This is a genomic window from Bacillus thuringiensis (genome assembly GCF_001182785.1).
GTDB classification, from domain to species: Bacteria; Bacillota; Bacilli; order Bacillales; family Bacillaceae_G; genus Bacillus_A; species Bacillus_A thuringiensis_S.
On the sequence record NZ_CP012100.1, the window covers coordinates 180,495 to 200,935 of the forward strand.

Genomic DNA, 20,441 nt, shown 5'->3' on the forward strand with positions numbered 1-20,441 from the left:
TTATTGTTTTTAATCAAATTCCAACTTTATAACAAATGATAAATAATTAGTCATTCTGTATATCAAAAGAACATTCTAAAAAAATCTTCTTTTATAATTAAAATCTTCTTTACTGTTTATCAAATTTATGTGGTTAAACTACTTAATCAAACGATACACTACAAGTCAAAAATATGTACTTATACGGAATGATTACATACATTTTCTCTTATCATTTCTCAAAGGACTATAAAGCAATAAAATAAATAAAATTAGCAATAGGGTTGCTTGACAAGCAAAAAAAATATATTTATGCTTGCTACACGAAACAAACACATAAAATTTATATTGCTGGACCTGTTAGGTGAGGCTCCTATACAAACACAGGCTATTGCCCAAAAATGTCGAAAGACGCCAATGGGTAGAACAGGAATTGTCGGATTAAGGCTCTTCTTAAGATAGCTAAGTATTGAATTTTCATTACTTTACGTTGTATAGTGCCAAAGCTCTACTAGGGGGAGAAAAGCCTTATTTAGTCATGCCATTTTGAATCCTCCTAGTATGTAACTAGGGGGATTTTTGTATAAGAAAACAGTGTGTAAGCGATAAAATCCTCCTAAACAAAAGTCATATTTAGTAATTGACGAGAACAAGATTCTATTCATTAGCAAATGTAATATTATGTTTTGTTTTAAATCAGGAGGATATTAAAATGAAAAAAATATTAAAACTCGATTATCTATTGCTCCTCCCTCTATTCATAACATGTACTTTAGGTATTATCATGATGTATAGTGCGAGCTCCATTGTCGCTGTCCAACATTACGGTTATAACAGTAGACACTTTGTTGATTCTCAATTAACAAAGCTATTTTTAGGAACAATAGGGTTAATAGTTTGTGCTATTCTCCCATATGATATATGGAAAAAACGGATAGTCTCTATTTGTATTATGGTTGGGGGGATTTTTTTATTAATTATGGTTTTATGGAAAGGAAAAGTGGTAAATAATGCTCAATCATGGATTTTTGGAATACAGCCAGCTGAATTTCTAAAATTAGGAACAATACTTGTAACAGCCCGTTTTTTTGCATTACGACAAGAACAAGCTAAAAATAGCTGGAGTGGTATCGGAAAACTTGTATTATTTTTAGCTACAATTTTTTTTCTTATCTTTAAACAACCAAATTTAGGATCAGCACTTTTAATATTAGGTATAGGTTTTAGTATATTTCTTTGCTCAGGAATAAATATAAATCTACTAATCAAAAGAACTACCATCGGTTCTGTTTTATGGTTACCTATTTTATATTTTTTGATTCAATGTAGTTTATCAGAAGTTCAAAAGACACGTATTACTACGATTTTCAATCCCTTTGTTGATGCACAAGGAAATGGATACCAGCTTGTAAATTCTTTTATTGCCATTGGCTCTGGAGGAATCACTGGACGTGGGTTTGGAAATAGTATACAAAAAACAGGCTATCTTCCGGAACCACACACTGATTTTATAATGGCAATAGTTTCTGAAGAACTAGGGTTTATTGGTGTATTTATTCTATTGGCTGGAGTTTTGACTATAGTACTTCGCGCCTTAAAAATTGCACAATTATGTGTAAATCCATTCGGTAGTTTTATAGCAATTGGTATAGGATGTATGATAGGTATGCAATCTATTGTAAATTTAGGTGGTATCACAGGACTATTCCCTCTTACAGGTACTCCATTTCCATTTGTAAGTTTTGGTGGAAGCTCTTTAATGGTCAATTTAATAGCAATGGGAATGTTAATTAATATTTCAATTTTCAATAAAATAAAATAATTAGGATATGTTTTATGTAACTGAATTCAGAGAGGTTTTATCCATCTTGCCTTAAACAAAGGATAAAATGGAGCTTTCTGTTGCAGGTAAAACATCAGCCCTCTTGATTTACTATCGTTATGGAGCTCAATCCCTTCAACCATTTGGCTTTCGGCCCGCCACCTAACTGTCTACGCTTAAAGACTAACGTTACCTTTAGCCCTTCAAGACTCGCTACGAGCGAATCGCTAGTTCTTACTCGACGGGAATCCCACCCGTTATATGATACGACCTAGGCTCGGTCGCACACCTGCCTCGTGAGTTAATATGAAAATGAAACCCAATGTCTTTCAGGCGAAAGTATAATCTTGGTTTGGAAATATACAACTGTTTGGACATAAAAAAGACCATCGAAATGATGGTCTTGCAGACTGTAGACAAATGCATAAAATAACGGATGAACCTTTCTCTGAACACTTACTTTACTTCTTTCATAAATAGTCTAACGTTTTCAGCGATTTCTTTGAATTTGGTATGGTGTAAATAATGTGATCCATCCATGGTTACTACTTTTCCATGTACCGAGTCTTTGATCTGCCCTTCATGCAGAGATATCCACCCTGCTACACCTTCATTATTCGCTTGTACAAAGAGAAGAAGTGGAAGATATTTAGGGAAGGTTAAACCTTGAGCTCCTTTAAAATTAGACGAAATATGGTCCATCTCATTCAAAGTTGTGTCATTATACATGTTTTTATTCGAAATCATTTTCATTTGCTCTACGGTTTTTTCATCAAATGCCAGTCCAGCATAGGGGTCAGCATTGATTTTCATAATCAATCTTAAGAGACCTGATTTTTTGAGATATGCAAACGTTTTTAATGGGAAATTGATATCCATACCCGGTTGTGTTGCAACACTACTATCGATTCCGACAAATGCAGTCACCTCGTTTGGATATTTGTTCACATAATCAATTCCATAAATGCCTGTAATGGAGTGGCCCATGAGCATGTATCTGTTAATATTAAGCTGCTGTAGAGCTTCATGAACTTCACTTACCATATTCTCCGTGGTTCGCTCTTTTACAGTTTCATCACTTAATCCATAACCGAAAGGCTCTACCGCAACAACTTTGTAAAATGGAGACAATTCATCGATAAGAAGCTTAAAATCAAGCCCTGGAGTAGCTGTTCCATAACCAGGCAGGAGCACGATCGTTTCCTCGCCCTCGCCTTGAATTAACACATTCATGTTTTTCCCGTCTACAGATACGTGCTGTCCGTAGGGCACTATTCGTTTTTGCTCCGAATGACTACTCATCACATTTGCGATATAAACAATACCTAAAACAAGTAAGATGACTAGAACGATTGCTCCTATGATTTTAAGTAAGATGTTTCGCACTTTCTTTATTTTCATTCCATTCAGCGTTTTCTTTTCCTCTTGTTGTGTCACTGTCATCTTCTCCTGTCCTGATCCGTTTGTTTGCCTTCCTTCATGTGGCCTGTGATGAAACCTTAACCAATGAAGATGTACGCCACATGACGACAATATGAACTGAATATGAACTGTCAAAAAAAATGCTACGACTCATATGCAAGTAAGCTTGCATATGAGTCGTAGCATAGAGAATGAATCTAACTAATCTGTTGGTGTAGTGATTGGCAAGGTGACAATGAAGGTCGTTCCTTGACCAGGTTCACTTTTCACTCGGATGTCACCTTGATGAAGCGACACGATTTGTTTAACGATAGCGAGTCCCATACCACTTCCGTCATACTTACGACTGTGGGAACGATCGGCCTTAAAAAAACGATCGAATATACGCTTCTGGTCGTCAAGGTGAATACCAATACCAGTGTCGGATATTAGGATTGTCACGTTTTTGATATCTTGTTTGATGCTTACGTTAATCACGCCGTCATCCTCGGAAAATTTGATGCTATTTCTGAGGATATTCGTCCATACCTGATTTAACAGGTCATGATCAGCGGTTACTTTAACTGTCTGTAAATCAAGCTCGAAATGTATATCACGAGCAGACCATTGTGGCTGGAGCGCCACGATTATCCGTCGGATTTGTTCATCGAGGCTGAGCGTGACGAGCCGCAGTTGCTTTGACTGCGATTCAAGCAAACTCAGCTTTAGCAGGCTATCGCTCATTTTGGACATCCTTTTCGCTTCAGCGATGATAATATCAAAATAACGGCTTCGTTCGTATTCTGAAAGGTCAACTTGCTTAAGCGCTAGAGCATAACCGGATATCGAAGTGAGCGGAGACTGAACCTCGTGCGACACGTTCGTTACGAATTCCCTGCGCATCTGCTCAAGTTGCTGCAGATCGTGCATCATTTCTTCGAAGCTGCGAGCCAAAGTACCCAGCTCACTCGTTTGCTTAATATTCAACTTGACGTTGAAATCTCCAGATGCTATCCGCTTGGTCGCTTTTGTCAGCTTTTTAATCGGTCTTACCAGGAATACAGAGGCAACTAGAATCAATAAGCTTCCTGCAATCAACGAACATGTTGCAAAGACCAATGCCCACTTTGTGACAAAAGAGGCTGAAGGAGGGGCGAGCGCTTCCAAAAATATCGCTTTCGTTCCCATTTCCGTTTTCAACGGCAACCCTAAGAGGACCGTGGCAATACCATTAGGAGTGTCCCGAACAACACCTCCATCTAATACTTTCTTTAGTTGCTCCATCGTCACAGGCGCAGGTTTGTGTTCGTGAAGTTTACCGTAAGACTTGAACTGACCCGTTGCTTCGTAAATTCGAATATAATAAGAATCGAGCTGCTTCATTTCACTTACGAACAAGTCCGCTTCATGTAACGGAAGGGTCTTGTAAACCCGGACGATGTCTTGGCCAAAGTTACGTAAGTTGATTTGAGCGTTTTCGTTCAACTTATCTTCGAATATCCAAGTTGACACAAAAAAAGAAATGATCGTGCCCCCGATAATGGAGACTAAAAATGTCAGGACAACACGTATATATAGGGATCTGATCATTCATTAACCTCAAGCCGATACCCAAGCCCGCGCACCGTTTCGATCCGAAAATCAGGTGTTGTCGCGAACCGTTCACGCAGCCGTTTAATATGTACGTCTACCGTTCGATCATCTCCGGCGTAATCGATACCCCAAATCTGATCGATCAACTGCACGCGCGTATAGACTTGTCCGGGTGTTCCAGCGAGCTTATACAACAATTCGAACTCCTTTAGCGGCAACGTAAGCGACTCCGTCCCTTTCATCACCTTATAGGTCTGTCGATCAAGGATGACGTTCCCGAAATGGATCGTCTGCGTGGAGCCAATCTTGTATCGTTTGAGTAGTGCCCTAACACGAACCGTCAACTCTAACGGATCGAATGGTTTGGTTAAATAATCGTCCGCCCCAAGTTCGAAACCTTTCACTTTCTCCCATGTTTCTCCTCTCGCAGTCAGCATAAGTAAAGGTAGATCAGGATTGGCCCTTCGGAGCTCCTTGCTTAACGTCCAACCATCCATAATCGGCATCATAATGTCAAGTACGACAAGATCGACATCCGTTGAGCTGTAGACGGCCAGTGCTTCCTTGCCGTCCGCTGCTTCAGCTGTTGCGAATCCGTCGTTGCGTAGAAATAAACAGACGAGTTCGCGAATGTTCGCATCGTCGTCAGCAACTAGTATAGTAGGCATCGGTTCCCTCTTTTCCCTGTTTTCCACCGCATCATTTCAAGTAATCATTTTACTATAAATTAACACGTATGTTGATTAACCAAAGTAATACAGTTTCTTGATTTATCGACCCGTAGAATTCAAGTGTTTCTTTCAAACTAATTTGCCACTCAATTAACAAGGCTTCACAAAGAAACAGGCGTGTGAAACCTGCAAATGACAAGCCTTTGTTTTGTCTTTTGGACTTGTGCACTAAGAAATTTTAGCAAGGCATAGGCAATTATAGCTGTGAATAACTAATTGAACAACGCATTGGATGTTGTGCCAAACAATACGGGAACGTTCAAATTCAGCTAAATACAGCGAAAAAATGATTCGATTGCCCAGCGCGATTTGTACATGGCGGCGGTTCCTTCGGACAGATAGATTGGTAGAACGTACATTCCCCAAACTACTCCAGTAATTACACCATCTGAAATAACACATCCCATAGCCACTAATTATTTTTCATCAAATGCGTAAATGGCGTATCAACTTTGATTGCACATGCGTTCCAAATCATTAATTGTTAATTTAAGTGAATTCCATCATAAATATTCATATAGGTTTAGTAATTAGTCAAAGTTATTAGGGTGTTCTGTCGTATAATTTATGTATATTACCATATAATAACCTCCTGATTTTTGTATATTATAGTTCTACATTGACACATAATATATAACTTTTTCTCATTGCTTCTTGAACTAATCTGTTCCGATAACCAAATCAAAAAATTCCTTCCGCCCATCTTGGAAGGTGACCTCAACGTTATCACTATTTTGATGGAATAAATGAATTGTAGTATTAAAATTTACATCAATAGAATTTCTTATAGACTCGTAAAGAATCTGATGTAATATAAAACAGTGTATGCTTATTGAACCACTCTGTTGTATATGAAATTTTCTAAAATCAATATTGAGTATTTCTTGCCCCCTAGTATCAACAAATTGTCGCATTTCTACTGTGACGCCGTGTTTTTTCACCTGTTCTAATAATCCTCATTTATCTAAAACAAATATCGCATCTCCTCTTAAGCTAATTACAGATCCAATAGAACGAAATGAGCGAGCTTTTTCAATAATAATTGGGGAATAACCATTAGATAAAAGACAATTTGCTAAAGATAGACCGCAATTCCACCACCAGAAATTAGAACTTTCATAAAAACACCAATTTGATATTGATAATCATTATTATTTATAGATAGAATAATAGAAAAAATTATTTATCACAAGGGGAAACTGCATAATAATGTTGGAGTGAAATAAAATACGATAAAAAAGATGCTGAAAAAATTTAAAACATGATACTTTGGTTTTAGATCCTTCCATATCCCTGTTTAAGACGTTTTTGATAGAATGATGGCGATGTATAGTGACCCCTATAAGGAAATATCATAATTTTGAAGTGTACAAATAGGCAGAGTAACTTCAACTGTTGTTCCTTTATTCACTTCACTATCAATAAATACCTTTCCCTGATGCGTTTCGATAATTTTATAACAGACCATTAATCCTAAACCAATCCCCTCTTCCTTAATACTGTAAAAAGGTTCTCCTAAATATGGTATACGTTCTTTTGGAATACCACATCCTTGATCGATAAAGCGAATCCCTATTTGATTATTATCAAGTTTATCAAATTGAATCAAAATTTCTCCTCCTGTTGGCATGGATTCAATTGCATTTTTTATAATATTAACAAATACTTGTTTTAATTGATTTCCTTCACATGGAATTAGTGGAATACCAGGTGAAAAATCAATTCTAATTTGTATATTATTCATCATTGCTCGAGGTTGCAGTAGCATTAAGACTTGATCCATTAGCACACTAATATCATTAGGTTGTATCTTTACCACCTGTGGTTTGGCTACCGCCATAAATTCATTAGTAATACTTTCTATACGCTTAATCTCTGATGATACTATATTTATATAACCCTGATTATTCTCAGTTTCCATTGATTTTAGTAATTGCATAAACCCTTTCATTGCGGTTAATGGATTATTAATTTCATGAGCCATTGCAGTCGCTAATTGTCCTACAACAGCAAGTTTTTCAGATTTTCGTAGTAATTCTTCTGTTTTTAGCCGTTCAGTGATATCACGAGAAATACTCAGGAAAACTTTTTTACCATTTAAGTTAAAAACACGGACACTAAACTCAGTTGTTATTATTTTTCCTGTTGGAAAAGCATATTCATCTTGCAAAGTGAAGGAAGTTTGTCCCTCTCTAATTTTTTCTAACAACCTTACAATCATTTTAGAATCTTGTGTTACTACATTTGGAAATGGTAACGAGAGCAGTTCTTCTCTACTATATCCAAATCTTTTACAACCAACAGGGTTTACCTCAATGAATCGACTTGGAACATAATTTTCATTCAGCTCTACTACATATACTGCATCAGTTGCTTGTTCGATTAGTGCACGGTACTTCATTTCACTATCTTTTAATTGTTGGTGTAATCGTTGTCGTTCTCTTTCTGCTTGTTTTCTTTCAGAGATGTCTCTACATATTGCAGATAAAGCTATTACATTTCCTCTTACGTCTAGTATAGGAGAAACTGTCAGACTGACATCAAGAAGACTTCCATCGTTACGTCGTCTAACAGTTTCTAATCTAGTAACTACGGATTCTCCTTTTAGAATTTTACGAATATTTTCAAGTGATTCTTCCATTAAGTAATCTGGTACACACGGTAATCTCTTACCTATGATTTCTTGTAATGACCATCCAAATATCTTTTCATAAGCTTTATTTGCTTGTAAAATATGCCCTTCTCGATCAGAAATGGTAATAGCATCTACATTATGCTTTATAAATGATTCTAGTAATTCTTTGGTAGCTCTTAATTCTGATTCTACCTTTTTCCTTTCTGTTATATCGACTGTAGAACCAACAACTTCAATAACTTGTCCATTTCGTTTAATCGGCCTAAGTGCAATAAGAATAATCGTTTTATCATCTGGCCAGGGTAATTCGAATATAATTTCTTTCCCTTCCCATGCCTGAAGATAATACTTCATCAATTGTGAAACTAAATGTGGTGGAACAATAGAAGCATCAATAGTCCGTAAGCTTTTCCCTACCACTTGTTCAGAATAAAATCCTTTTTGATAATAAAACTGTCCATCACATAAAGTGTGTATAAAGTGCTTACCCACTTTTTTAAATTTAAAAATCCCTCCTTGAAGCTCGTGAACGGTATCTGTGAGTTCTTGCTTTGATTTTTTTAATTCCCGATTCATTTTAGATAAGTCCTGTGTTAAATAATATAATCTCTGGTAGGCTTCCATAAGAAATAGCCCAATTAAAAGTCCTAAAGCTATATATAATAATCCTCCAGTGTAAAGTAACGTAGTATTAAAGAATACACCAACTAACCACTTTATTCCGACAAAAACAAAAAAATATAAAGATGCACTTTTGAAAGGATGAAGGTTTTTAAAATATGTTTTAAATGTAAAAAATAGGATACCCAAGCCTAAATAAGCAATCACAGGAGGTTCCCAGTAGCCTCCAATGTAAAAGATACGCATTATAATAATGCTAATTAACGTAATCCAACCAGCAATGCGACCAAAGTAAATGAAAGATAGAATAAGAGGAACAACTCGAAGATCGTAGGAAAATCCCATGTATGGAAAAGAAAAGAGCATCAAAGTAACTGCAATAATTCCTCCATAGAATTTTTCGAAATATCGCCTGGTATGAATCAAAAACACTTGAATAAATATCGCTGCGCTAACTAATAAAGAAAAAATAGAAATATTGATGAAATAGTCTTTAATAATCATGTAATATCCCTCCTTGCATTAAAGATATATTCGACAAAAAGACAGAAAATCCTACAATTGGTATAAACAGTTTAGGTACAAGAAATTTAAATAGAAGTGCATGGAGGCAGATTAAAAAAGGACAAACTCTCCAAGGTGAGAAGTTTGTCCTTTTTTAGTTTAACAATATAAAATTCAATTCCGCTAGCAATCTTTCTTTTTTCATTTCCCACGCGTTTTGCATGCGAACCCAAAATAGTGAATTAGAATAATGACTTAATACTTGCTAAAACAGTAAGTATTCCTATAACAATTACAAATACATTACTCATTTTCCCTCTGTATTTTGCTAGTACTGGTACTTTACGAATCGCATACATCGGTAATAGACATAAGATAGCAGCGACTAACGGACCGCTAAGAGCATCAATGATTCCAAGAATACTTGGATTTGTATAAGCAACATACCAGCATGTTAATACGACAAAAGTAAGAATCATTGTCTTAACTGTTTTCTCTCCTATATCTTTCCCACGTTTTTTACCGGACTTGATAATCATGTCACGCATTACCTCATATGCTCCTATATAATGGCCAAGGAAAGACTTTGTAATAGCCACAAATGCAATGATCGGAGCCGCAATAGTGATTACTGGTGAATTAAGCTCATTAGCAAGATATGATAGGATTGACAAGTTCTGTTCTTTTGCCACCTTAAGATCATCTGGAGTCAAACTTAAAGTACTGCTCCAAACAAAGAACATAACAACAGCGAATGTTATGATATAACAAACTTTTTGTATTTGAGCACACTTGGCATCAGTAGCGTCTATTCCATAACTAGCTCTCTGCTTCACAACAAATGATGAAATCATAGGTGAATGATTAAACGAGAATACAATGATTGGTAGTATCATCCAAATAGCTCCAAAATACCCTGTTCCAGTTGAACCAGTAGAAACACTTGAAAAACTTAGCATTGAAGTATTCCATTGTGGAATTAAAGATATTGCAATAAAAAGTAGAGAAGCAATAAAAGGATATACTAGCATACTCATTATCTTTACAGTAATATCTTGACCAAAATTTAGTATAGTGATAAGACCGAGTACTAAGACAAGGGATAAAATGGCCCTTGGAGGCTCCGGCATGTGCAATTGATGCACGATAAAACTACTAGCGGTATTTGTAAGTGCGACCGAGTACATAAGCACGATCGTATAAATGGAGACGAAATATACAATGTTAAAAATGATACTTGCCTTATTTCCAAAATACTCTCTTATAGTACCTGTAATCCCCTCATCGGCAGAGTTCGAAGCGTAAATCATTTTAGCAAGCGCCCTATGTGAATAATACATAACAGGATAGGCAAGTATGGTAATTAACAGCAATGATAATAAACCACCTGAACCTGCATTAATCGGTAAAAAGAGTACCCCTGCTCCAATTGCTGTTCCAAAAAGGCTCAATGCCCAGGTAGTATCCTGTTTATGCCACTTTTTAGGGTCTAGATAATTCTCATTTTTTACTGCAGTATTATCAGCTTGAAATTCTATGTTTTTTGCAGTATTCCCATTCATATAATAATTCCTCCTTGTGTCCTATTCTCAATTCTCTATTTAAGGTATAGGAATATAGACCGTTCTTGAAAAATGAATTGCTTATATAGTGCACCACAACGAATATCCCTCTTCTAAATTAATCAAAATTAAAAAATTAGCGAAGCATCAACCTGAAGGGTTTTTTACCACTTACAAAATATTTTAATTATATAGTAATATATTTTATTGATAATTCCCCCACCATACAGACATCCTTAGGCGAACTATAGAGTACATATTGTTAAATATTTCACAATATACTCGATAGCTGTTTATTGATTTGATTGTTTCTCCCCAAAGATTTTATTTTTAATGGCAATCCCTGTAGGTGTAGCCGCAATTCCGCCTAAACCTGTCTCTCTTAACTCACGAGGCATCTGTCTTCCAACCCTATACATTGCTTCAATAACTTCGTCAGCATTGATGATATTGTTTACGCCGGCTAATGCGATGTCTGCTGCTGCTAAAGCATTTGTCGCTCCAATAGCGTTTCTCTTTACACAAGGAATTTCTACCAAACCAGCGACCGGATCACAAACTAAACCGAGTAAATTTTGTAATGCGGTCGAAAAAGCTTCAGAAGATTGCTGTGGCGTTCCACCCGCAGCTTCTACCGCAGCTGCAGCCGCCATCGCTGAGGCACTTCCTACTTCAGCTTGACATCCTCCGTACGCTCCTGAAATACAAGCATTGTTTGCGACTATCGTTCCATATAACGCTGAAGTGAATAGAAAATGAATCATATCTTCATGACTTAACTGCAACGTATCTTTAATACTAAATAGGACTCCCGGAATCGTCCCACTCGCACCTGCTGTTGGAGTTGCACAAATAGCTCCTAATGCAGCATTTACTTCATTAACACCGATAGCACTTTGAATCCCTAACACCATCAAATCTCCAGAAAGAGTTTTCCTATTTTCTCGATAGTTTTTAAGTTTTACGGCATCCCCTCCGGTTAACCCGGTTGGAGAAAATACACCGTCGCCTTCGATACTTTTATTTATTGCATGTTGCATAGTCGCTAAATTTCGTTCCATTTTACTCCAAACTTCTTCATAAGAAGTTTTAGTTTGTTTGATTTCCTGTTCGATTGCTAATTCATAAATTGGCTTGTGGCTTTTATTAGCTGCATCCACAATTTCTTTTATGGACATATACATATTTTTCACTCCTTAATATAACTAAAGAATAATAAGATTAGCTATATTGCCTAAATCTCCTAATTCCTTCTGAACATTACCAGGCAATATCGAATCCAAAGCGAATGCATATAAATATTTTGTTTTATCTTCCAAACTATGAAAGCTGTTAATTTCCACATCATATTGTTTAAAGATCCTGCGTAAAACAAATTCAAAGTCAGCTCTTTCCGAAATCGCAATAACAACTGGCAATGGCCCCTGCAGATCTAAGCTAAATCCATCGATTTCAACATGTTTGATTTCAATCAACCCACCACCAACCGAAATACCCATCGTTCTAATACTTCGACTTTCATCCTCTACATATACATCTGCCGTATTTGGATGACCAGCAGGACTATTACCCGATTTTTCAATAAAGGTAATGTCAATTCCCTTAGACTCTGCTATTTTAATAGCATCTGGCACTTTGCTGTCATCGGCAGCAAAGCCTAATATACCAGCAATAATTGCAAAATCAGTTCCGTGACCTTTATGGGTTTCAGCAAATGATTCATAATACTTTACCACAACTTTTTTGGGAAGACCTTTAAATAATCTATTAGCAACTGTTCCAATAGCCAAAGCACCTGCAGTATGTGAACTTGAAGGACCTATCATTATGGGCCCAATCACATCAAAACAACTTTTGTATTTAACAATCTTTTTTTCTTTAATAGATACTACATTCATGTTCATATAAACACCCCCATAATTTATTATTTTTAATTAAAGTTGAATCTAAGTTATTGGAATGACCAATTCAAAATAAAATTTGTTTGATAGCGCTTTCTTTATTAAGTTGAATAAACTTTCCTTCTGATTCACTACACTCCGTATAGTAATCATAGCAGTATGTCCAATTTTTAAAAATCACTGGCAAGTTCTTTAGAATTTTTAACCCAAACGAGGTTTGGTATTTTCTCTAGAGGTATTGATTTATGTCTCGACGCCCTCATTATAACTTGTATATTTATAAGTTTAATCTTTTTTTATTTTTAGAAAGATTGAATAGACAGAATTTTGAATAGGTAATAAATTACACTTAGTATGTAGCAATTGTGTCCTTTGTTTGAAGCTGTATTAGTTAGTAAAAAAGCAAAAATAACACAGAATTCCTTTCATAAACACATTGATTATATTGGAAAATGATTATAAAGATACTTCTAATGTCCTTAGTTAGGATATCTTATTTGGGACGGGAAACCTGTTGCAATAAATGATTAATGTAGATGGAAAGGAATACATGAATGAACCATAAAGTAATTTATGTATATTAATTAATGATTACTCATCAATATTTATTATCAGAAAAGAAGAACTTCTTTTGTAAATCTTTATATAAAGTAATACTATAAAAGATAAGTTCCAAATAACACTAGGGATCCCTAGTGGAATCTATTTTATACTGTTTTTATATGAAAAATCCTCTTCAAAATGCAAAAAAAAGGGCAATTTCAGCCCTTTTTTATTTATAAATCCTCTATATCATATTCAGTATATCCCTCATAATAGTAACTAATATCAATGCCTTTCATGAATACTTCACGGCTATTAATTTTATCTACTAGTGCATTTTTGAGTAAATACTTAATTTCAATATCTTTAATCGGGCTGCGTTCCATTGCCAGTAAATAGTCTTCTTTATCAATCCTATTCCAGTCAACCACCTGTTGAATTTCATTCTTAAAGATTAAATCTAACCATATTCTAGTCGCTCTACCGTTTCCTTCTCTAAAAGGATGGGCAATGTTCATTTCAACATACTTTTCAACGATTTCATCAAAGGTTGTTTGTGGCATAGTGTTTATATGTTCTAGTGAATGGCTTAGATACATAACAGGAGCAAATCGAAAGTTTCCCTTCGCTATGTTAACCTTTCGAATCTTTCCAGCAAAGAAATAAATATCTTCAAATAGATAATTATGAATGTCAGAAAGACCCTTAAATGTGCCAACTTCTATGTGGTTTATTTCTCCTGAATCATATAAATCTTTGGCTTTCATTTTTGATAGTCGTTCTTCCACTCGATTCAATTCCAACTGATTTTTGATACCTAATTTATTTTCTAGCACGGTCATTCTCCTCTTTTTCTGCCATTAATTCTTTTAGCATATCCAAATCTTCTTGTGTGGCTAAATTCTTGATGAAACTTCTAGCCATAGTTTTATAATTAAGGTACTTCGCTTGTACTGGATTACGTTTTTTATAGTTTTTTGTGGCTTCATTTTGCGCCTTGCTGTATGCCATTCTCTCCCTCACTTTCAAGTATATAAGCATATTATATATGACTTAGTAATATATTCAAGCGAAAGAAAAGCTAGTGCCGAAGCCCTAGTCTAACACTATACCAAATATATAATTTTAAATTTTATCATTTCATAATATTTATCTTTTTAGAATAATCTCTCATATTTAATCAAGATTTTTCACTCTCTGTAAAAAGTGATTTATGTTCTACTGGAGAAGAAAGCACTATTAAGGTTGTAGGCTTTCCATACTCTAAGCACAAATTAATATAGTCTTCAAGTGTATGTACTGATTCTGTCACTACCTTTGTTAGATAACTGTATAAACCGGCAATACGATGGCATTCGACTACATCTGGATGTTCCATTGCAAATTTTTTATATTTGTTGCAATCTCTTGGTTCCATTAAAACAAACGCGGTAATATGTTTTTTTAATTCTTTCGGATTAACAATCGTACGATAACTTATAATGACACCCTGTTCTTCTAGTCTTCTGACCCGCTCTGTAACAGAAGGGGAACTCAAACCTACCAGCTTTCCTATTTCAACCATACTTAAACGTGCATTTTCCTGAAGATGTGAAAGAATCTTTAAATCTGTTTGATCCATTAATGTATCTCTCCTTGATTAATTAAGAATACAATTAATAATTCTTAAATTTTTTAAGAAAATTATAATTAATACATAAATTATAGCATGTTATCTTTTTTTAAAACTTTATATAATTGATATCAATTAACGAAAGAGAGGCTGAATATCTTGACACAACAATCATTGAAACGTTCAATTACTTGGGTACAAGGGACTGCATTAACCATAGGAGCTGTGTTGGGTTGTGGAATTCTTATATTACCCTCAATTACTGCAAATAGCGCTGGACCAGCTTCGCTTTTATCTTGGGTTATCATGTCTATATTAGCTTTTCCCATTGTCGCAACTCTGGCGCGTCTTGCTAAAATGATTCCTAGCGCAGGAGGAATTACAGCTTATGTTCAAATGGCATTTAATGCAAATACGAGTGCCATCCTAGGGTGGATTATGTTAGGATCTATTCCTATTGGAGTACCTATTATCGCTTTAACAGGTGCCCAATATATTGGCTATGTTTTTCCAATAAGTAATGCAGGAGTTATTGGCATCTCGGCATTAATTTTAATTACTTCTTTACTCTTGCATATTAAAGGAATTGAGTTATCATCAAAAGTAAGTGTGTTTGTCATTTGTATAATTTCACTTCTAATAATTGTGGCTGTTGTCGTTTCTATCCCCTATGTAAAATTAAGTTCTTTTACACCTTTTGTACCAAACGGATGGTCTTCTGTTGGAGCTTCTTCTGTAATTATCTTTTTCTCATTTGTAGGATGGGAAATGATTACCCCATTAGCTGAAGAGTTTAAAAGACCTGCTAAAGATATTTCCATTAGTCTACTTTTAGGGGCAATTTGCATCTCAATTATGTACATTGCAATATCTTTTGTAACAATAGGGACTCACTCATATGGTGATAAGAACCAGATAGCTTCCCTTAGCATTCTAATATCAAAAGGATTAGGACCAATAGGTACATATATAACCACCATTTTAGCAATTTTCATTTCGTTTAGTGCTGTACATGCTAACATTGCAGGTTTTTCAAGAATGATTTACGCTCAGGCTAGAGAAGGACATTTCCCTTCCTTCTTTGCTAAATTACATTCTAAATTCCAAACTCCAACAAGGGTTTTACTAGTTTTAGTCGGAATTTTTAGTTGTATTTTAATTTTTTATGGTATAGCACGACCAAATTTAGAGATGCTTCTAAAAGGCCCTAGTGTAATTTTTATTACCTCGTATATTTTTACAATGCTAGCTGCTCTTAAGTTATTAAAAGTTCAAGATATAGGTTGGTGGATGGCCTTCCTATCGTTAGTTATATGTATTTTTGTATACTCATTTAGTGGTTGGGCGATTTTCTATCCAGTAATCTTATCATTCATAGGTGGGATCTATATACTTATGAATAAAAAGTCCAGCACTGTAATCAATCAACAATTAGATACACTTAATGAAAAATAGTTTCATAATCTCTATAAACTAATTCTACAAACTATATAATGTTATTAACACTATCAAGATTGGAATAGATATAAATTCTGCTAACTTATAATTAGTTCAAATTAACTTTATGAAATATGAATAATTATGTGTATTTAAGAAAAAATCAGGATAACTTTTTAAAATCATCCTGGTTTTTTCTGTATAAAATGAATTTCGTTATTTTTATTTATTTCCCTAATTTTATATATTTCTTCACAATAACTAAACAAACATATACATTGTTTAATTATGTAAAAAATACATAATTAAACACCCCTATATACTACATAAAATTCAAACCAGCATATCAGCAAAAGTAGATCCAACGTTGTTTTTACGCTTCATATGCTTTTCTAAATATATTTTAGTTGTTTGAATATTTTCATGGCCAAGTGTTTGCATTAAATGATATAAATCTGCATTACCTTGCTCTACTGCCATAATTGCAAAAGCATGACGGAATGTATGCGCCGTTACTGGATTTTCACGATACAGTAGAAACTCTAAGTTTGTCTTTTTTATCATATCTGTTACTTGATTCGATAATGTTTTAGAGTTATAAGTATTTCCTCTTTGATTTATAAATACCGGACTCTCATCCCCTTTATCCAATACCGTCTGGCATCCTCTTCTTAGCCTCATTTCACAAATACATTGATATAAATGTTCCGAAATAAAAAGTTCACGCACTTTATCCCCTTTTCCAGTGACTTTTAACCAGTACTTTCCGTCATAATGTAAATCTTTCACTCTCGCGGTGCACAATTCTTGAATTCTTGCACCAGTACTTGCTAGAGCCAGTAAAATTGTATAGTTTACTAAATGTCCTCTTTCTTTATAAAATCCTAAAATTTTCATAACCTCATCATAGGATAGGTCCCGATTTGGCCGATCCTGCTCATTCACATTTGCGCGCTGTAGTTCTTCATGAAGAGGCTTTTCAATATAAGAAAATACATGTAGATGTTTTAGAAAAGAACGAATGAGCACTGTTTTCTTTGCAAGTGTCGCGACTGCATACGTGTCACCATTCCTACCGTTCTCTACCCGTTTCAACCACGAATTGTATTTACGAATATGCCAAGGTTGCAATGTTTTCAATAAAGAGTCCTTTTGCTTTACCTCTTCCCCATCCAATTCAAATTCTTCTGCATGCTGCACCATGCACTGACAAAATGATAAGATTTCTGAGATATAGCTCTTTTTCGTATCCTCTTTTCTATTCTTCTTCTCATCCATATCTTTTTGTAAATGTACGAAATGATAAATGACTTCTATGTCACTTAAATACGTATATTTACCCTTTCCTTCTTTTTCTGCAACCTCCATCTTATCTTCCACCATATCTACATAACTGTTGTTATATAGATATGGAACGATATCTTTTATAATCTCTACATATGTATCCATATACTCACTTTGATTGTTTATAATAAATAAATTTTCTTTTACATTTTTTTTATTCATATTTCGAATTCACCTCTCCTATAGAAGATTATGAATATAATTCTCTTTATTACCTATAATTATTATTTTATTTTACTTCTATTAATTATACAAATGATAATTCATTTTCTTTCTGTAAGAACGCTATATTCTTCTCTATTTACCTATACTTATATTTTTTTATAATTTATTAGTAAATACATATTATTTACTAGTTAACTTCTTAACTTTCATAGTGATTTTATAATAAAAACAGCTATAAAAATTCATTAATATATAAAATGGATTAAAAATATTTTCAAACTATAAAAATGAATAAGATATTTAATAAAATCTATTTCTTATTTTAAATATAAATCAGATTCTGATATGATATATACATACCTAAAATATTAGTAAACGATAGTTATGGAGGTGTCCTTTCATGACACAAGATTTATTGTTCATTACAAAACCTACTGTAACGACAAAAGAAGCAGCCGACTTATTAGGAGTAACGGTACAAACAATTTTAAAAAAAGAAAAAGATGGATTAATAGAATGTGTATATAAAGATAACTGGAAGCAATTCGGTAGTAAGATTTTCTATTTAGAGGATATTGAACGTTTAAAAAATAAAAATGAGGTTAAAGGCCTTAGCACGAAAGAAGTAGCTGAAATCCTTAATGTTGCACCATCTACTATCTTTACGTACATTAAATCTGGAAAATTACCCGCAACAATGGTAGAAAAAAGAGGAAAACAAGTATATATTATTGATGAGGAAGATCTAGAGATTTTTATGCTTGATTATGAAAAAACTAAAACAAAAGAGCGAAAAACATTTATTACTAAGATTCAAGATGAAGATATATATTTATATCAATTATTAAAGCATCTGCATACCGGAAAAATCGCTAGGGTAATAGAGATTAATGGTGGAGACGGCAAGATTCTTACAGAGGACGAAGAAATTTTCCCTCTATCCACTTATAAGGAGCATGATTACTCCTTTGAACCTTTCCATAAAAAAGCGGTAATTACAAAACGAGGGTATTTATCTTTTTCATTTAAAAAACCTCAACTATTTAATTCTATCACTTATAATCTAATAAATTTATTTTATAAAGAGCTAGGTGTTAAAAATATGCGATTAAGTAATTCATCAGATACTATCAGATTAGAAATTAAACCTTTTGTACTACAAGTAGATCCATTGCAGTTTCAAGAGGAAATTAAATACTTACATTCTCATATGAAATCAGGTACGATCCTTCCACATGTAGAAGGAATTTACTTTAAAAGTAATGTAGAGCCATTAACTTTTCATGTGGATCATCAATTCAAACAAAAAGTAGTTCAGATGGCAGCCGGTGCTGGTATGGGACAAGAAGAATTCTTATTGCAAGCAGTAAAATCTTATATAAGAAATTTAGAAAAACATTAGATTTCTTATAAATCAGAAGAAGCGTAGAAAGTTTTAATTTCTACGCTTCTTAAATTATTCAATTTAATTATTCTATTCTGTGGGGTCGTCATGGTCCGCGACATTCTTGTTTCCTCATTTTGGCTCTTATTATCCAAATTGCCCACGCATTTTTATTCCCAATGGGTGCACCTGTTCTCTTTTCTGTGTATTATACTTCATACCTTACATTTTATCTTCTTGAGCTAATTGGATCTCTGTTTTAATTCATATCATCCAATATCTTCTATATAAATAGGAAGAAACTTGTTATAAATGCTGTTTATAGTACGTCCCTTTGAAAATCTTTTTATATAAATCCATAATAATACAAAAAATTATAACAATTTAGATTGAAGTGGAAAATTTAAGCGCAAAGTATATATTTATATTCCGTAAATAGATAATTCAAATAAAATAAAAACGAATTGATAATTAGCTGGATTCTTCTTTATTTATTTTTACTTGCTAGTCCATTTGGATATAATTGGATAATTAAACTCTCTTCCTTGCAATACATATATAATCCCCTTAAAAGGCCCAAAAACTAATAAAATAACTATGATTATATATAATGGTGCTGTCCACAATATCATTGACAAACTACTCTCATTCATATCGAAATTGAACATAGAAAACATTAAAATCCTTATTATAAAAGTATTCCAGATCAATACAATAATCCATGTGAATAGCTGATAAATACCTGTTTCAATAGCTACTATACGAAGTTCTTTAGATTTGAATATAAAATAAAAAATGAATGGTACAAAGAAAATTGTAATGCCTAAAAAAGTAAGAATCATGAAAGATACTAAAGTAATAGTATGCATCATTAATTTTAATTTTTTTTCTTGAGATAAGTTCAATTAAACGCCTCCTAGATATAGATTCGCTTTTCTTAAAGCTAAGGATATTATTTTTTACATAGCAATTGTGGATATAGCTTGTTTATAAATTAATTGTTGTTTTCCATTAACAATCATTAGAACAGTAAAACGGTCTAATCCAACAATTTGTCCTGGTATTCTAACTCCACTTTTTAAAACCAGAGTAATGTTATTTTTTTCTCTTTTTAATTGTTCATAGTTTTGTTCTTGTAAATCCCTCATTTTACCCATCCCCTTTTATTGTTAATATATATCTTACCACATTAGAATTGAAAAAATGC

Annotated in this window: 16 protein-coding genes, 1 pseudogene and 1 riboswitch; of the genes and pseudogenes, 3 read left to right on the top strand and 14 right to left on the bottom strand. The window is 33.9% G+C overall.

All coding sequences use genetic code 11. From position 1 onward, the window contains the following. The first annotated feature begins 328 nt into the window (after positions 1–328). A riboswitch (M-box (ykoK) riboswitch) is annotated at positions 329–505 on the top strand. Between the two features lie 186 nt (positions 506–691). Beyond that, positions 692–1,801 (top strand): FtsW/RodA/SpoVE family cell cycle protein, encoded by a 1,110-nt coding sequence (locus AC241_RS28025; RefSeq protein WP_050845082.1) that lies wholly within the window; start codon positions 692–694, stop codon positions 1,799–1,801. A gap of 456 nt (positions 1,802–2,257) precedes the next feature. On the opposite strand, the gene AC241_RS28030 is transcribed toward AC241_RS28025, so the two are convergent. The 11 genes and pseudogenes from AC241_RS28030 to AC241_RS28080 all read right to left on the bottom strand — a co-directional run bounded on the left by AC241_RS28030 (position 2,258) and on the right by AC241_RS28080 (position 14,913). Continuing rightward, a complete protein-coding gene (locus AC241_RS28030) occupies positions 2,258–3,238 on the bottom strand; it encodes an alpha/beta hydrolase (RefSeq protein WP_050845083.1) in 981 nt (326 codons plus the stop codon). Between the two features lie 186 nt (positions 3,239–3,424). Then, on the bottom strand, positions 3,425–4,792 hold the full coding sequence (locus AC241_RS28035; RefSeq protein ID WP_050845085.1) for a sensor histidine kinase: 1,368 nt from the start codon (positions 4,790–4,792) through the stop codon (positions 3,425–3,427). Beyond that, positions 4,789–5,463 carry a response regulator transcription factor gene (locus AC241_RS28040; protein WP_048565621.1) on the bottom strand — a complete coding sequence of 225 codons (675 nt, stop codon included), beginning with the start codon at positions 5,461–5,463 and terminating at the stop codon, positions 4,789–4,791. The genes AC241_RS28035 and AC241_RS28040 overlap by 4 nt, the downstream gene beginning before the upstream one ends. A gap of 389 nt (positions 5,464–5,852) precedes the next feature. After that, positions 5,853–6,107, bottom strand: a pseudogene (locus AC241_RS35315) (GNAT family N-acetyltransferase); the annotation flags it as partial. A gap of 758 nt (positions 6,108–6,865) precedes the next feature. Beyond that, on the bottom strand, positions 6,866–9,286 hold the full coding sequence (locus tag AC241_RS28050) for a PAS domain S-box protein (RefSeq protein ID WP_050845087.1): 2,421 nt from the start codon (positions 9,284–9,286) through the stop codon (positions 6,866–6,868). A gap of 242 nt (positions 9,287–9,528) precedes the next feature. Next, a complete protein-coding gene (locus AC241_RS28055; protein WP_048565623.1) occupies positions 9,529–10,848 on the bottom strand; it encodes an aromatic amino acid transport family protein in 1,320 nt (439 codons plus the stop codon). A 293-nt stretch (positions 10,849–11,141) separates the two neighbouring features. Continuing rightward, complete coding sequence (gene sdaAA, locus AC241_RS28060; protein ID WP_048565624.1) at positions 11,142–12,032, bottom strand: L-serine ammonia-lyase, iron-sulfur-dependent, subunit alpha; 891 nt, start codon at positions 12,030–12,032, stop codon at positions 11,142–11,144. Between the two features lie 21 nt (positions 12,033–12,053). After that, complete coding sequence (gene sdaAB / locus AC241_RS28065; protein WP_050845088.1) at positions 12,054–12,752, bottom strand: L-serine ammonia-lyase, iron-sulfur-dependent subunit beta; 699 nt, start codon at positions 12,750–12,752, stop codon at positions 12,054–12,056. A gap of 773 nt (positions 12,753–13,525) precedes the next feature. Then, complete coding sequence (fic, locus tag AC241_RS28070; RefSeq protein ID WP_033690372.1) at positions 13,526–14,134, bottom strand: protein adenylyltransferase Fic; 609 nt, start codon at positions 14,132–14,134, stop codon at positions 13,526–13,528. Continuing rightward, positions 14,115–14,303, bottom strand: coding sequence for a hypothetical protein (locus AC241_RS28075; protein WP_016082849.1), 189 nt, complete (start codon positions 14,301–14,303; stop codon positions 14,115–14,117). Before AC241_RS28075 ends, fic begins: the two co-directional genes overlap by 20 nt. Positions 14,304–14,472: 169 nt before the next feature. Next, positions 14,473–14,913, bottom strand: coding sequence for an Lrp/AsnC family transcriptional regulator (locus AC241_RS28080; RefSeq protein WP_000372880.1), 441 nt, complete (start codon positions 14,911–14,913; stop codon positions 14,473–14,475). A gap of 150 nt (positions 14,914–15,063) precedes the next feature. Between AC241_RS28080 and AC241_RS28085 the strand changes: the two genes are divergently transcribed. Beyond that, positions 15,064–16,359 carry an APC family permease gene (locus tag AC241_RS28085; protein ID WP_050845090.1) on the top strand — a complete coding sequence of 432 codons (1,296 nt, stop codon included), beginning with the start codon at positions 15,064–15,066 and terminating at the stop codon, positions 16,357–16,359. Positions 16,360–16,674: 315 nt separating this feature from the next. On the opposite strand, the gene AC241_RS28090 is transcribed toward AC241_RS28085, so the two are convergent. After that, complete coding sequence (locus AC241_RS28090; RefSeq protein WP_050845091.1) at positions 16,675–17,847, bottom strand: tyrosine-type recombinase/integrase; 1,173 nt, start codon at positions 17,845–17,847, stop codon at positions 16,675–16,677. A gap of 403 nt (positions 17,848–18,250) precedes the next feature. Between AC241_RS28090 and AC241_RS28095 the strand changes: the two genes are divergently transcribed. Then, positions 18,251–19,252 (top strand): helix-turn-helix domain-containing protein, encoded by a 1,002-nt coding sequence (locus AC241_RS28095; RefSeq protein ID WP_050845093.1) that lies wholly within the window; start codon positions 18,251–18,253, stop codon positions 19,250–19,252. Between the two features lie 479 nt (positions 19,253–19,731). On the opposite strand, the gene AC241_RS28100 is transcribed toward AC241_RS28095, so the two are convergent. After that, positions 19,732–20,139, bottom strand: coding sequence for a hypothetical protein (locus AC241_RS28100; RefSeq protein WP_050845094.1), 408 nt, complete (start codon positions 20,137–20,139; stop codon positions 19,732–19,734). Positions 20,140–20,193: 54 nt separating this feature from the next. Then, positions 20,194–20,382 (bottom strand): RNA chaperone Hfq, encoded by a 189-nt coding sequence (gene hfq / locus AC241_RS28105; protein WP_050845096.1) that lies wholly within the window; start codon positions 20,380–20,382, stop codon positions 20,194–20,196. Positions 20,383–20,441 lie beyond the last annotated feature (59 nt).

What these genes read in the sequence shown, in the direction of transcription:
- AC241_RS28025 (WP_050845082.1), top strand. Translation starts at nt 692, where the DNA reads ATGAAAAAAATATTAAAACTCGATTATCTATTGCTCCTCCCTCTATTC.
- AC241_RS28035 (WP_050845085.1), bottom strand. Translation starts at nt 4,792, where the DNA reads ATGATCAGATCCCTATATATACGTGTTGTCCTGACATTTTTAGTCTCC.
- AC241_RS28040 (WP_048565621.1), bottom strand. Translation starts at nt 5,463, where the DNA reads ATGCCTACTATACTAGTTGCTGACGACGATGCGAACATTCGCGAACTC.
- AC241_RS28050 (WP_050845087.1), bottom strand. Translation starts at nt 9,286, where the DNA reads ATGATTATTAAAGACTATTTCATCAATATTTCTATTTTTTCTTTATTA.
- AC241_RS28055 (WP_048565623.1), bottom strand. Translation starts at nt 10,848, where the DNA reads ATGAATGGGAATACTGCAAAAAACATAGAATTTCAAGCTGATAATACT.
- sdaAA (WP_048565624.1), bottom strand. Translation starts at nt 12,032, where the DNA reads ATGTATATGTCCATAAAAGAAATTGTGGATGCAGCTAATAAAAGCCAC.
- sdaAB (WP_050845088.1), bottom strand. Translation starts at nt 12,752, where the DNA reads ATGAACATGAATGTAGTATCTATTAAAGAAAAAAAGATTGTTAAATAC.
- fic (WP_033690372.1), bottom strand. Translation starts at nt 14,134, where the DNA reads ATGACCGTGCTAGAAAATAAATTAGGTATCAAAAATCAGTTGGAATTG.
- AC241_RS28075 (WP_016082849.1), bottom strand. Translation starts at nt 14,303, where the DNA reads ATGGCATACAGCAAGGCGCAAAATGAAGCCACAAAAAACTATAAAAAA.
- AC241_RS28080 (WP_000372880.1), bottom strand. Translation starts at nt 14,913, where the DNA reads ATGGATCAAACAGATTTAAAGATTCTTTCACATCTTCAGGAAAATGCA.
- AC241_RS28090 (WP_050845091.1), bottom strand. Translation starts at nt 17,847, where the DNA reads ATGAATAAAAAAAATGTAAAAGAAAATTTATTTATTATAAACAATCAA.
- AC241_RS28095 (WP_050845093.1), top strand. Translation starts at nt 18,251, where the DNA reads ATGACACAAGATTTATTGTTCATTACAAAACCTACTGTAACGACAAAA.
- hfq (WP_050845096.1), bottom strand. Translation starts at nt 20,382, where the DNA reads ATGAGGGATTTACAAGAACAAAACTATGAACAATTAAAAAGAGAAAAA.